This window comes from Bradyrhizobium sp. 14AA (assembly GCF_054185205.1).
In genome coordinates, this window is sequence record NZ_JAVAYM010000003.1 from 296,563 (window position 1) to 310,162 (window position 13,600).

A 13,600-nucleotide genomic window follows, 5' to 3' on the forward strand; every position below is an offset into this window, starting at 1 on the left:
GCGCCCGTCGGCTTGAACCGTTCCCGCTCTCCTCGAAAGCTCAACCCCCATGATCAATCTGTCCTGCTCCGCGACCGCCGCGGCTGCGTCCTCCATCGCCCAAGCCGCGCGGCTTATCCTCTGTGACCTCGAACATGGCCGGCGAATCGATGCAGCAAGTGTTCTGCGTTCCGCCATGGAAAGCGCCTTCGGTGGCTCGGATGCCGCCGGCGCCTGGCATTGGAAGGCCGCCTATGAAGCCTGTGAGGCGGCAACCGTTCTTTTCCTGCGCAAGCATGGCGCCGCCATGCGGACCAAGGCGGGATCGCCGGCAGCGCAACTCTCGATGCTGGCCAAGGTCGCAAGCCTGCTTCCAAGCCATACGCGCAGGTCCGAAGAAAGCGAGGCGTTTCAGCAATTCTCGACGCCGATTCCGCTTGGCTTTGTCGCCTGCACAGCCGCCGGCATCACCAACACAGACCTCGTGCTGGAGCCCTCGGCGGGCACCGGACTTCTCGCCATTCTCGCTCAGATCTCCGGCGGCACACTTGCGCTGAACGAGCTCGCCGAAACGCGCGCCGGGCTGCTCGACCTCCTGTTTCCCAACGTGACCGTCACGCGCTACGACGCGGCGCAGATCGACGATCATCTCGAGGCGGCTGTTGCCCCGAGCGTCGTGCTGATGAATCCGCCATTTTCGGCTCTGCCCAATGTGGATCGGCGGATGGCGGACGCAGCACTGCGCCATCTCTCCTCGGCATTGGCCAGGCTTCGCGACGGCGGTCGCCTCGTGGCGGTGACCGGCGCAGGTCTCGCCCCCGACCATCCAAGCTGCATCGACGCCTTCACCCGTCTCCAGGAGCGCGGCCGCGTGGTATTTTCGGCTGTGATTGCAGGGGCAGTTTTTGCCAGGCACGGGACGGCGATCGAGACGCGGCTCACCGTGATCGACAAGCAGCCCGCGCCGGACAGAAGCGTCTTTCCAGCATCTCTGGGCGTGGCGCCGGACGCAGCCACGCTGCTGGCATGGGTCCTCGAACATGTGCCGCCGCGGCTTCCGATTGCTTCACCTGTTCTCGCTCCCGTCAGCTCAACCGCGCCGGTTCGGCGATCCGCTCCCACCTTCACGATGCGTCTCTCGCCCGGTCAGGGGCTCGACGATCCGCAGAGCGCAGAACTCACCTACCAGACGGTCGACTGGAGCCCTCCGGACGGAGCTCATCTGACCGATGCCCTCTATGAGGACTACACCCTGCAATCGATCCGCATTCACGGATCGCAGCCGCATCCGACCAAACTGGTGCAGTCGGCCGCGATGGCCTCGGTTGCTCCGCCGAAGCCGTCATACCGGCCCCATCTTCCGGTCAACCTCGCTATCGACGGCCTGTTGTCGGACGCCCAGCTTGAAAGCGTGGTCTACGCCGGCGAAGCACATTCGGCCTTCCTTGCAGGCGCCTGGACGGTCGATGCGACCTTCGACGTTGTGGCTGCTGCGCGCGACGACGCTCCACATGCCGTCCGCTTCCGCCGCGGCTGGTTTCTGGGCGACGGCACCGGCGCGGGCAAGGGCCGGCAGGTCGCCGGCATCCTTCTTGATAACTGGCTGAAGGGCCGGCGCCGGGCGGTCTGGATCTCCAAGAGCGACAAGCTGATCGAGGACGCACAGCGCGACTGGTCGGCGCTCGGCATGGAGCGGCTCCTGGTCACGCCGCTCTCACGCTTCCGCCAGGGCACCCCGATCCGGCTGTCGGAAGGCATCCTATTCACCACCTACGCTACGCTGCGCAGCGATGAGCGCGGCGAAAAGCTTTCGCGTGTCCGGCAGATCGTCGAATGGTTGGGCTCCGATTTCGACGGAGTGGTTGTTTTCGACGAGAGCCACGCCATGCAGAACGCCGTGGGCGGCAAGGGCGAGCGCGGCGAGCAGGCCGCCTCGCAGCAGGGACGCGCAGGTCTGCGGCTGCAGCACGCCCTGCCCAATGCACGAGTGGTCTACGTTTCCGCGACCGGCGCCACGACCGTTCACAACCTCGCTTATGCCCAGCGGCTCGGCTTGTGGGGCGGCGAGGACTTTCCGTTCGCCACGCGCGCCGAGTTCGTCGAGGCGATCGAGGCGGGCGGTGTTGCGGCGATGGAGGTGCTGGCACGCGACCTCAAGGCACTCGGTCTGTATGCGGCGCGTTCGCTTTCCTACGAAGGCGTCGAATATGAACTGATCGAGCATGAGCTCACCCCCGAACAGATCCGCATCTATGACGCCTATGCGGCCGCGTTCAGCATCATTCACAACAATCTCAATGCCGCGATGCGAGCGGCCAACATCACCGGCGAAACCGGGACCTTGAACGCCCAGGCGAAGTCCGCGGCCCGGTCGGCCTTCGAATCCGCAAAGCAGCGCTTCTTCGGCCATTTGCTGACGTCGATGAAGACGCCTTCATTGATCTGCGCCATCGAGCGCGACCTCGGGCAGGGGCATGCCGCCGTCATCCAGATCGTGTCGACCGGCGAAGCGCTGATGGAGCGCCGGCTCGCGGAAATCCCGACCGAGGAATGGGGTGATGTCCAGGTCGACATCACACCGCGCGAATATGTGCTAGACTACCTCGCCCATTCCTTCCCGGTCCAGCTTTACGAGCCTTTCACCGACTCCGAAGGCAACCTCTCCTCCCGGCCTGTGTACCGTGATGGTCAGCCCGTCGAGAGCCGGGATGCGGTTGCGCGTCGCGACCGGCTGATCGAGAAGCTTGCCTCGCTCGCGCCCGTGCCCGGCGCGCTCGACCAGATCGTCCAGCGCTTCGGTACTGACAGGGTCGCCGAAGTCACCGGGCGCTCACGCCGGATCATCCGGAAACATGACCGCCTGATGGTCGAGAACCGCGCCGGTTCGGCAAACCTCGCCGAAACCGCAGCCTTCATGGATGACCTCAAGCGCATCCTCGTCTTCTCGGATGCCGGCGGCACGGGGCGCAGTTACCACGCCGAGCTGTCGGCGCGGAATCGCCGTCTGCGGGTGCACTATTTGCTCGAACCCGGCTGGAAGGCCGATGCAGCAATCCAGGGGCTCGGCCGGACCAACCGGACCAATCAGGCGCAACCGCCGCTGTTTCGTCCGATTGCGACCGACGTGAAGGCCGAGAAGCGCTTTCTCAGCACGATTGCGCGCCGCCTCGATACGCTCGGCGCCATCACCCGCGGTCAGCGTCAGACCGGGGGGCAGGGACTGTTTCGGCCCGAGGATAATCTCGAAAGCATCTATGGCCGTGATGCTCTGCGCCAACTCTATTTGCTCCTGGTTCGCGGCAAGGTGGATGGTTGCTCTCTTGAGATGTTCGAGAATGCGACCGGGCTGAAGCTCGTCGACTCCAATGGCATCAGGGATGACCTGCCGCCGATCACGACTTTCCTCAACCGTCTGCTGGCGCTGACCATCGAGCTGCAAAACGTGCTGTTCACCGCCTTCGAGCAGTTGCTAACGGCGCGGATCGAAGGCGCAATCGCCTCCGGAATCTATGATGCAGGTCTCGAGACCCTTCGCGCCGAAAGCTTCGTCGTCGCGCAGCGGCGCACCATCTACACCCATCCCGCGACCAGCGCCGAGACACGGCTGCTCACGATCATCCAGCGCGAACGCAACCGGCCGCTCACGCTGGATGATGCCCTCGGCCTTCTGTCGGATCGCCGCGCAGTCCTGCTGGTGAACGAACGTTCCGGCCGCGCGGCGGTGCAAGTTCCGGCTCCAAGCCTGATGCTGGACGATGGCGACATCGAGCAGCGCGTCAAATTGGTTCGGCCCATGGAAAGCCACAGTACCTCGCTGAAGGCCATGGCCGAAAGTCATTGGATCGAGACAGACCGTGAGCAATTCAGTGCAGCCTGGACAGCTGAGCTTAAAGATGTGCCGGAGTTCACCGAGAGCACGATCCACGTCGTCGCCGGGCTGCTCCTGCCGATCTGGAAGCGGCTGCCGAAGGAATCGGCCCGCGTCTACCGCCTCCAGACCGACGCCGGCGAGCGGATCATTGGGCGGAAGGTCTCGCCCGCCTGGGTCGCCGACGCGCTTTTGGGTGAGCGGCCGACACTCGAGCCCGAGGACGTCTTCGCCGCCTTGCGCGACGGTCGCGCGTTCGTCGAGCTCGCCGAGGGCCTAACACTGCGGCGGGTTCGCGTCATGGGGGCGCATCGTATTGAGCTTGCGGACTTCAACGACACCATGCGCGAGCGCTTGCGGACCTATGGACTGTTCAGTGAGATCATCTCCTGGAAGCTGCGCATGTTCGTGCCCACCGATGCAAGCGGGGCCGTCGTGCTGGGCAAGGTGCTCGAATGCTACCCGGTCGAGCGCATCTGCGAACGCGAGGCCGCCTGATGCGGCGCGATGCTTTCGAACTGGCATGCCGCCTCGCGCGCGAGGCCGAGGCTGTGTGCCGCCACTCTCTCTCCAGCCGCAAGCGCGAGGGACGCGGCTGGCTGCCGGGCTATGTCCACAACCGGCCTGGCCGCTCCTTGTTTGGACGGCGGCACTGCTCGCACAAAGGACTGGCCGACAAGTGGGCCGAACAGAGTGCGCGGCGGATTTGCTTGCGCGTTTGCGCTTGGGTGCTGTCTCACAGACGGTTGACAGCTCTTGCGCAACCAACTGCCAGCGCAGTGCGGGAGGTTGCGTGATGTCCCGCGACGCTTCTGAGCTGGCGCGCCGCCTCGCCCGTGATGCCGAGGCGGTCTGCCGCCATTACCTGTCCAATGGACGGCGCCAGGGCCGCTATTGGATCGTCGGCGACGTCCGCAATGCGCCCGGCCGCTCGATGTTCGTCCGGCTCAGCGGACCGGACTCCGGTCCCGGCGCCGCCGGGCATTGGACCGATGCTGCCTCGGGCGAACATGGCGATCTCCTCGACGTGATCCGCGAGAGCTGCGGTTTCGTCGACTTTCGCGATGTCGCCGGGGAGGCACGACGCTTTCTGAGTCTGCCGCGCGCCGAACCGGGCGGCAGCCCCAAGCATGTGTGCACGCCTGTCCCCGCCGGATCGCCGGAGGCGGCACGGCGGCTGATCGCCATGTCGCAGCCGATCCGCCGCACGCTTGTCGAGACCTACCTGTGCCATCGTGGCATCGAGGCTGTCCACGACGCGGGCGCGCTGCGGTTTCATCCGCGCTGCTACTATCGCCCGGACGACGGTTCGCCGACTGAGACCTGGCCGGCGATGATCGCTGCCGTGACCGATCTTGCCGGTCGCATCACCGGCGCACATCGCACCTGGCTCGCGCCGGACGGCTCTGGCAAGGCGCCGGTCGACACACCGCGACGGGCCAGGGGCGGTCTCCTCGGCCATGCCGTGCGCTTTGGGGCGGCCGACGACGTCCTCGCTGCCGGCGAAGGTATCGAGACGATGCTGTCGCTGCGCTGTGCGCTGCCTGCCATGCCGATGGCGGCCGCGCTCTCGGCCAACCATCTTGCCGCCCTTCTGCTGCCGCCGACGTTGCGCCGGCTCTACATCGCCCGCGATGCCGACGCCGCGGGTGACACGGCGGTCGCGGCATTGACCCAATGCGCCGAAGCAGCGGGCATTGAGGCGCTTGTCCTGTCTCCGCGGACGGGCGACTTCAACGAGGACCTGCACGCATTCGGCCTCGGCGCCCTGCGGGCGGCGCTGCGCATCCAACTCGCGCCGCAGGATGTCGTTCGGTTTATGCTGTTCGCCGATGCCGGGACGGTGTGACCGATCGACCTGCGGCGCCGCCGGCAACTGCGCAGATCATGTCGTGTTGTCGGTTATGTTGCGGACCGCGGTCGAGCTTGGACGAGCGCTGCAGCCGGCCTTGCCCACCTCTGCCGACATGCGCGGTGCAGCCATCCGGCAGCGATCCCGAGCTGCAGCGACCGTGGGCTACCGCATTTGGTAGGCAGCCTTTGACCAAAACAGAACGGTTGATGGTCGCAATCGACATGCGGTCTGTGCTACGCGACGCCTGACGAAAGGGATATTTGATGGCGTGGGTGTACATACTTCTGGCGGACATATTCGAGATCGCATGGCCCTTCTTTTTGAAGCGCTCGGTCGGGCTTCCGAAATGGACAACAGTTTTGTCGGCGGTGGTCTTCACTCTTCCGATTTTTCTTCTGTTGGGTGAATCTGTAAAGTGCTTGCCCGCTTCGACGGTTTACGCGGGCTTCGCCGGAATTGCGACCGTGGGAACAGCGATTGTTGGCATTGCATTTTTCGGTGAGAGCGCAAATCCTGCTCGCCTCTGTTCTGTCATGTTGGTTGTTGTCGGTCTGGTCGGCGTGAAGCTCTTTTCCGAATAATCTGCACCTGCTCTTCGTAGACGGATCATCGGCCATGGAGAACCGTGGCTGTCGTGTGCTGTCGAAGCGAGCCCATTGCGGGAGTTGACGCGCTATGGAAAAACGCATTCGCCGATGACAAGAGTTGAAATGTCGCAGCCCACAGACATCCCGAAAAAAGACCCACTTCCAGCCGGATCTCATGTTGCTGGCTTTCGAAGGGTGGATTCAACTCTGATTTGCGACCCTGTTGCTGAGTTCCTCTCAGAAAAACTTCGAGGGGCGTTCTGAATCCGAGTCTCTTGCGTGGTCGGTCGCAGAGGCGTTGCTCGCTCCATCGCAGGCGCTCTTCGGTGATGGTGCTGAAGTCGGTGTGCCGTGGCAAGTTACTTGCGTGTCAGTCCATTTGCGTTTTCGTTGCTGCCGCGTTGCCAAGCAGAGTATGGATCGGCAAAGTAGAGCTCGGCCTGCAGGGCTGTGGCAATGAGCCCCCGTCCTTGCGCCGGCTCAGGGCGGTATCGCTCATGCTCGCTCCATCCGTCGCATCGGGCGACGGCGTTGCGTCAGATCGGACCGACAGCAGCGCGCGCACCCTGCCGCTTCCCTCGCGTTCAGGTCGGCGCACGCTTGCCTCCCCCCGCAGCGTCGCTGCGGTAGCGGCCGGTCGAGGTCTGGTAGTACTGCGCGCGCATGGCCGCCATGGCCTCGATCAACGGTCCCCACGGCGCGGGAAAGCGTTCTTCCGCCATCACCCGGTGCAGCATGCGCGTATGGCCGGCCAGCTCGTCGTTGAGGAACTCCACCACAGGCATAGCCGGATAGCGCTGCAGCAGCAGGATCGCCGCGTTGTCGGCCTCGCCGGCCGACCTGTCCTTGTCGCGTCCATGCAGATCGTTCTGCAGGCGCCCTATCGCGCAGATGAGCCGCAGGACCTGGCGAAACGCCGGTCGCGCGCGCAAGGTCGCCATGTCCAGTCCCCACAGCAATGACAGGCAACAGAACACGTTCGCGTAGGCGATCGAATCGATGCCGTTGTGCAGGTACTCGGCGTAGGACCAGCGTTCCGCCCCCGCCGCCTGCGCGTGTCCGGCGCGCAGCGCCGCGCAGTAGCGCAGGGTATCGTCGAGAAGCTGAGCATAGTCGCGACGATCGTAGGCGAGCGCGGCCAGCGAGGCGCGCAGCACAGCGCAGCCCTCGAATCCGGGGAGCGCGCACGGCACGCCCTGCGTCAGCGCCTGCTCCACCGCCGCGAGCTGCTCCGGCGCGATCAGGCCAAGGTCGTTGCAATCGTCGAGCCAGAACAGCAGCGCCAGTTCGCGATAGAACGCCACGATCAGCGTTTCGTCCTGCGGATCGCGGCCGGTGCGGGCGCTGGTGTCGCGCAGGCTCGGGTGGATGCGCTGCAGGATGTACTGGCCGCCCCTGACCGCTTCCACGGCATGCTCGTCGGCGAACCCGGTCAGGGAACGCCCCCACTCCAGCACCTGCTGCAGCGCGCGTTCGGTCTGGTTCATGGCGGCGCTCCTGCTCCCTCGGCCAGGACGCCCCGCCGCCAATGAAGCGCCAGCCACAACCCGGCGAGTTCGGCCACACGCACGACCCGGGTGGGGCAAAACAGTTCCTTACCGATCCACAGCGGCGTCTGCGGCAATGCATGCGCCGCATGGCGGGCGAGCATCCACTCCAGCGCACGCGCCACCGCCTGCGCGATGCGCCGGCGCCCTGTCGGCTCTTCGCTCCCGTCCATCACGTGCAACGCGAACAGCGCATAGGCGGTTTCCTCGAATGTGGACGCGCGACCGGCGCCCCAGCCGCCGTCGTCGCGCTGCGCCTGCAGCAGCGCCGCCAGCGCGCGCTCGTCGTGCCACTGGGGCTTGCCTTGCGCCAGCGCAGTGACCGCATGCGCGGTGGGATACAGCCACGAAGCGTGCCATTTTTCGTTGTCCCATAGACCGTGTGGGTTGCGATTGGCCTCGACGTAGGCGCTGGTGCCGGCGGCGGGCTTTCCCAAAAGTCGCAACGCATGCAGGGCATGGATGTTGGTCGACACCGAGGCATTGCGCTCGCCGGGGAAGGTGACGAACAGCTCGCCGATTTCGAATTGGCGCAACGCATCGACCGCCGGGTCGCGGCCTGCAAGGCGCAGGACGCACAACGCAATTGCGGTGTCGTCCGCATCGGCCGCGAAGTGCAAGGCCGGGCCCAGACCGCGCACGCCCAGGCGGGCGTCGAGCTGCGCGACGATCACGCGCACCGCCTCGGCGAGCGCGGGATGCGCGAACAGCCCGGCCAGATGCAGGGTGTACAGCGACCAGCATGGCTCGAACACATTGATCGGCCAGACGTTGGGAACGACACCTTCGATGCCGCTGCGCGTCGCCCGCGATGCCGCCTGCAGATACGCGTCGGCGCGCCCGACCTGCGGCGTGCTCCCCTGTGTCACGGCGTGCGCACGCCACGCGGCGGTGGCCGCCGGACTGATGCCGATGCTGCCGTCGTCATCCGGGCATGCGGTGGTCGGCGACGTCCCCCAGGCTTCCCAGGAGTGCAGTAACGGATGGCCGCTCGGCAACGTCGCCGCGGCCCCCAGGTTGGCCCCCAGCTTGACCAGGCACGCGTGCCGCAACGGCAACAGCGCCCGGTGGCGCGGAAACGCCACGCCGCCCGGCACGGATGCGGCCTCGCCGCAAAACTGCGGCAAAATCAGCTCCGCGCCGATCGGCGCGTCTTCCGGCACCGCATGCGCGTAGGGATCGGGCTGGCGCTGGAGAAACCGGGTTGCAGCCTGGACTGCGTCGGCTGCGCCGGGAAGAGGATCGGCACGCTGCAATGCCAGCAACGCCGCCCATGTGGGCGCATGGCGGAACAGCGGGAAGTCTGCGCTTCCCCATCCGCCATCGGCCTGTTGCTGCGCGACGAGCCACGCGTATGCGTCCTGCCGACCGGTGACGTTGCCGCGGAACTGCAGAGCTCGCGCCGTGTCGTAGACGGATGGACCGACGCTGCCGCCATCGCTCATCTCGCTCAGCAGGTGGCGCAATTCGGAAAGGATCTGTTCGGACAGCGCGTTCACGCGGGGTGTTCCTTCTGCAGACGGTTGACGAGGACCAGGATCGGGCAGACGCCGCGCACGTCGCCGCAGGCCCGTCGCGGCCCGGCGCATGTTCGGCGTAGAGAAGACGCGCCAGCGCCTGTTCGATCCGCTTTGCGCCGTCCTCATCGAGATCTCCGGCAGCAGCCTGCTGGATGCGCCGCGCGCCTGCGCGCGCAATCCGCCGAGCGCGGAAACGCCAGTTCGGTCGTCGTGTAGCGTCGAACCGGTCTGCATGTTGTTCATGTCCTCGTACCTGACAGGAGACGGCCACGGCGAGCGGCGAGCCGCCGCGGTGTTGCCGGCGTCGCACCGAGCGCGCGCGCCGAGTGCAGCAATGCCGCGCGTCGCCGGTACCGCTGCCTCGTCACACGGGGCATGCGATGCCAGCTCATGAGAATCCGATGCGGATTGTCATGGACGGATGTGCGGTCGGGTAATAGCGCTGGCCGTTTTCGACGCCGCTCAGCAACCGCGGCCGCACCCCTGCCTTGTGCATGGTCAGCGCCAAGGCGATAGAGAACTGCACCAGTTCCAGCCACACCAGGTGGTAGCCGATGCAGACGTGTGGGCCGGTACCGAACTGCAGCATGTCCACCGGCCGGATCGGCTCCGTGCGTTGCAGCCACCGCGCCAGGCGGAACTGATCAGGCGCCTCGTGCAGCTGCGCCGAGGTCGAGAAATGCAGCAGCGGGATGCACAGATCGGTGCCCGCGGGAATGCGCCGTTGGCCGAGTTGCAAGTCCTGCAGCGCGCGACGCGGCAGGACCGTGGTCGCCGGATGCAGGCGCAGCGTCTCGCGGAACAGCGCCTCGGCGACCGGACACAGCGCCAGGTCCGCGTGCCGGGTCGGCACCGTCCCCACGCGTTGCGCCTCCTCGACCAGGGCGTCCCACAGCATAGGCTGCCGCGCCAGCTCGATCACCATCCAGGCCATCGTCGAGGCGGTGGTGTCGTGACCGCCAAGCAGCAGCAAGCGGATATTGGCGACCAGGACGTCATCGGAGAGCGCATCGTCGCTGCGATCGAAGGCGCTCACCATGTCGTTGATCAACCCGGTGCGCGCGGCATGCGCGCGCGCGTCGCGGACATACTGGCGCAACTGCGTGTCGATCCAGTCGCGGGCGGCGCGGCCGCGCCGCAAGGGCAGTCCGGGCAGGTCGACCGGGGGCGCGACGATCAACTGCAGCAGTTGCCGGTACTTGCGATGCCATCCCGGCAGGTCCTGCGCGGGGATTCCCATGAGGCTGAAGATGAGCTTGAGCATCAGGTCGCCGGTTTCGCGCAGGATGGTGACGTCGCCGCGGTCGCGCCACGCCTGCACCCGCGCCCGGATGACGGGCGCGAACAGATCGCCGATGCCGGCCTGGGTCAGCCCCTTGGGCAGGAACGCCGCCTTGATCGCATCGCGCGCCTGCCGGTGCGCGCCGCCGTCCTGGGTGACCAACGTTCCGCTAAACAATTCGGGCGCGATGTCTTCGATCAGCGCGGAGGACACGTCCTTGTGCCGGAGCAGTGCGAACGCATCCGGATCCACGCAGGTCATCAGGTGTCCGGCAGGGCCGAAATCCAGCCAGAAGTGGCTGCCCAGCGTCCGTTCCGCGCGCCGCAGCAGGCGCGGCAGGTCGCAGACGATGGCGGGAAGATGCCCGACCAGGGGGAAAGCGCCGGGCACGACCGGGATGTCGCACCGCAGCCGGTGCCGACGGTTCAGCGGGTTGAGCAGCATGTCCATCAGCAGCGCGCCGCCGCGGCCGCTTCGGCGGTGTCGCCGGCGGGCCGCGCGGCGGGGCTGTTGCCACCGTCAGCGTATGTCGGCACATGCGCCAGCATGCCGCCGTCGATGCACACCACCTGGCCGGTGATGAACGCAGCATCGTCGGAGAGCAGGAACACCACCAGCGCGGCCACGTCCTCGGGGCGGCCGACGCGCGGCAGGAGCTGGTGCCGGCGCAGATGCCGTTGCATGTACGCGTCCAGCTTGGCGAGGAGACGCTCGGTCATGATGAGACCCGGCGCAACCGCGTTGCAGCGGATCTGCGCATGACCGTACTGGGTGGCGAGCGAGGCCGACAGCATGTTCATCGCCGCCTTCGACGCAGCGTAGGACGTCAGCGCGGTGTCACCGCTGAGCCCCTGGCACGACGACATGTTGACGATCGCGCCACCGCCGCGGGCGATCATCCGTGGGATGGCCTGCCGGCAGCAGAGCAGCGTGCCGCGCAGATTGGTCGCCATCGTCTGATCCCAGACCGCCAGGTCCAGGTCGAGGATCGCGCGGTCGCGCGGGGTCAGATGCATGGCGCTCGCGTTGTTCACCAGCAGGTCGACCCCGCCGAAGTGCCGCTCCGCCGTCTCGAACAGCGTTGCCACCGCCTGCGCATCGGCGATGTCCATGGCCAGAGCCAACGCGTGGCCCGCTTCGGCCGCGATCTGCGCGGTGCAGGCGATGGCCGCCGAGCCATCAATGTCGGCCACCACCACTCTGCCGTCCTCGCGCGCGATGGCGAGGGCGCATGCCTTGCCGATGCCGGCGCCGGCGCCGGTCACCACGGCCACCTTGCCTTCAAACCGTCCCATCGTGTCCTCCTGGATTGCGTTGGTCTTTCGCGGCATGCCGCTCGGCCTCCGCCGGAGAAGCCGCAGGGTCGGCCCTGGCGCGCTCGTCATCGCCAGCGTCGCTTTCGATGACCCGAATGGCGGCGACCGGGCACTGGCTGGCCGCGAGCCGCACGGCGGCGTGCAGCGCCTGCGGGACCGTCGCCACGCACACTTCGGCCACGCCGTCCGGCTCGCGCTGGCGAAAGGTGCCCGGCAGCGTCAGCACGCACTGCCCGGTGGTTCCGCACAGATCCTGGTCGACCACGACGCGTATCTCAGCCTCCCCGCGCATGCAGTCGCACCGGCAGCGCGCGGAACGTCCTAAGGAACGCGGAGGGCTCCCGGGTCGGCTGCTCGGCCAATGCCAGTGTGGGGAAGCGCGCCTCGATCCGCGGCAGGCTCTCGGCCAATTGCACCCGGGCCAGTTGCGCACCGAGGCAGAAGTGGATGCCGTGGCCGAAGCTCAGCATGATCTTCCCGTCGGTCGACATGCCAGGACTGGTGCCGTAGAACCGCGCGGGATCGAAGCGGTCGGGATCGGCGAAGGCGTCCGGGTCGCGATTGCCGGCCGCGATCAGCACGCGCACGTCCGCGTTCTTCGGGATCACCACGCCGCCCAGTTCGATGTCGCGCTGGGCGATACGCGGAATGGAGCTGAACATGGCGGGCGCGTCGCAGCGCAGGACTTCTTCGACGAAGGCCTTCACCCCCACGGCGTCTCCCTGCAGCCAGTGCCGCTGTTCGGGATACGCCAGCATCGCCAGGACCGCATGGTCGATGGCCGCAGCCGTGGTAGCGAAGCCGCCCAGCAGCATGCCCCACAGCATGCTGATCAACTCCGCATCCGACAGCGTGTCGGCATCGTCGTCGTGTGCGCCGACCAGCATCGACACGATGTCGTGGCGGGGATCGGTGCGCTTGCGCTGTATGAGGTCGCCGAAGTAGGCCTTTACCCTGGCGCTCGCCGCGTCCGCCGCGGCGAGTTGGGGATCGCTGGCGTGCGGGCTCAGGCCTTCCAGAATGGCGCCGATGCCGGCGGCGAGCCCGAACATGTCCTCCTGGGGCATGCCGAACAGTTCGGCGAAGACCAGCATGGGCAAGGCCAGCGCGAATTCCCGATGCAGGTCCACCGCCTCCCCGCGCTCCAGCGCGGGCGCCATGCCGTCCAGGCGCGCTGCGACGATGCGCGCGATGCTCGGCCGCAGGTTGTCGATCTGGCGTATGGTGAAATCGCGCGAGATCAACCGGCGCAGACGCGTATGCGTCGGTGGGTCCTTCATCGCTAGCGTGGACGCCAGCAGATTGAGCGACAGGCTGGTCGCCGCACGCGGGAAATAGCGCTCCAGTTCGCCCGGCGCCGGTCCCCGAAACGCATCGCCCGTGGCCTCGAGCGCCCAGTAGATGTCGGCGTGGCGGCTCAACAGAAAGCGGCCCGATGCCGCGCGATGCACCGGATCGTGCTCGCGCAACCACCGCATGAATGGATACGGGTCGTGGATGCACGCTGGCGACGCCAGTTCGGCGAAGGCGTCCCGGCATGCGGCCGTGGAGTCTGGCACGTCCATCTTGTTACCTGTTGGCTGGCTGATCTGACCGGCGCGCGCCAGGCGCGCCGGCAAATTGCGGAGAAGGTCGCGATCCGCGGC

9 protein-coding genes and 2 pseudogenes are annotated in these 13,600 nt (G+C 66.8%); 3 read left to right on the forward strand and 8 right to left on the reverse strand.

Going from position 1 to position 13,600, the window contains the following annotated elements:
* The first annotated feature begins 49 nt into the window (after positions 1-49).
* The 3 genes from RAD15_RS09145 (at position 50) to RAD15_RS09155 (ending at position 6,283) form a co-directional block, all read left to right on the forward strand.
* Entirely contained in the window at positions 50-4,345 is a 4,296-nt protein-coding gene (locus RAD15_RS09145; protein ID WP_458176516.1) for a strawberry notch-like NTP hydrolase domain-containing protein, read from the forward strand.
* Between the two features lie 298 nt (positions 4,346-4,643).
* Complete coding sequence (locus tag RAD15_RS09150; RefSeq protein WP_458176518.1) at positions 4,644-5,696, forward strand: DUF7146 domain-containing protein; 1,053 nt, start codon at positions 4,644-4,646, stop codon at positions 5,694-5,696.
* Positions 5,697-5,965: 269 nt separating this feature from the next.
* The gene (locus RAD15_RS09155; protein WP_375848186.1) at positions 5,966-6,283 is read left to right on the forward strand and encodes a DMT family transporter; all 318 of its coding nucleotides are present in this window, start codon (positions 5,966-5,968) and stop codon (positions 6,281-6,283) included.
* 207 nt (positions 6,284-6,490) lie between these two features.
* Here RAD15_RS09155 and RAD15_RS09160 read toward each other — a convergent pair.
* The 8 genes and pseudogenes from RAD15_RS09160 to RAD15_RS09195 all read right to left on the reverse strand — a co-directional run.
* Positions 6,491-6,753, reverse strand: a pseudogene (locus RAD15_RS09160) (transposase); the annotation flags it as partial.
* 120 nt (positions 6,754-6,873) lie between these two features.
* A complete protein-coding gene (locus RAD15_RS09165; protein WP_458176520.1) occupies positions 6,874-7,776 on the reverse strand; it encodes a terpene synthase family protein in 903 nt (300 codons plus the stop codon).
* Positions 7,773-9,335: a hypothetical protein gene (locus RAD15_RS09170; RefSeq protein WP_458176522.1), complete on the reverse strand. Its 1,563-nt coding sequence runs from the start codon at positions 9,333-9,335 to the stop codon at positions 7,773-7,775. Before RAD15_RS09170 ends, RAD15_RS09165 begins: the two co-directional genes overlap by 4 nt.
* A 91-nt stretch (positions 9,336-9,426) precedes the next feature.
* A pseudogene (locus RAD15_RS09175) lies at positions 9,427-9,590 on the reverse strand (polyprenyl synthetase family protein); the annotation flags it as partial.
* Between the two features lie 154 nt (positions 9,591-9,744).
* Positions 9,745-11,088: a cytochrome P450 gene (locus RAD15_RS09180; RefSeq protein ID WP_375848189.1), complete on the reverse strand. Its 1,344-nt coding sequence runs from the start codon at positions 11,086-11,088 to the stop codon at positions 9,745-9,747.
* Positions 11,088-11,933: an SDR family oxidoreductase gene (locus tag RAD15_RS09185; RefSeq protein WP_458176773.1), complete on the reverse strand. Its 846-nt coding sequence runs from the start codon at positions 11,931-11,933 to the stop codon at positions 11,088-11,090. The genes RAD15_RS09180 and RAD15_RS09185 overlap by 1 nt, the downstream gene beginning before the upstream one ends.
* Positions 11,920-12,228, reverse strand: a complete 309-nt coding sequence (locus RAD15_RS09190) for a ferredoxin (RefSeq protein ID WP_458176775.1) — start codon at positions 12,226-12,228, stop codon at positions 11,920-11,922. The genes RAD15_RS09185 and RAD15_RS09190 overlap by 14 nt, the downstream gene beginning before the upstream one ends.
* 1 nt (position 12,229) lies before the next feature.
* The gene (locus RAD15_RS09195; protein WP_458176524.1) at positions 12,230-13,519 is read right to left on the reverse strand and encodes a cytochrome P450; all 1,290 of its coding nucleotides are present in this window, start codon (positions 13,517-13,519) and stop codon (positions 12,230-12,232) included.
* Positions 13,520-13,600: the final 81 nt, after the last annotated feature.

Bases quoted from the DNA above. Each gene is read 5' to 3' on its own strand.
- RAD15_RS09145 (WP_458176516.1), top strand. From the start codon at position 50: ATGATCAATCTGTCCTGCTCCGCGACCGCCGCGGCTGCGTCCTCCATC.
- RAD15_RS09150 (WP_458176518.1), top strand. From the start codon at position 4,644: ATGTCCCGCGACGCTTCTGAGCTGGCGCGCCGCCTCGCCCGTGATGCC.
- RAD15_RS09155 (WP_375848186.1), top strand. From the start codon at position 5,966: ATGGCGTGGGTGTACATACTTCTGGCGGACATATTCGAGATCGCATGG.
- RAD15_RS09165 (WP_458176520.1), bottom strand. From the start codon at position 7,776: ATGAACCAGACCGAACGCGCGCTGCAGCAGGTGCTGGAGTGGGGGCGT.
- RAD15_RS09180 (WP_375848189.1), bottom strand. From the start codon at position 11,088: ATGGACATGCTGCTCAACCCGCTGAACCGTCGGCACCGGCTGCGGTGC.
- RAD15_RS09185 (WP_458176773.1), bottom strand. From the start codon at position 11,933: ATGGGACGGTTTGAAGGCAAGGTGGCCGTGGTGACCGGCGCCGGCGCC.
- RAD15_RS09195 (WP_458176524.1), bottom strand. From the start codon at position 13,519: ATGGACGTGCCAGACTCCACGGCCGCATGCCGGGACGCCTTCGCCGAA.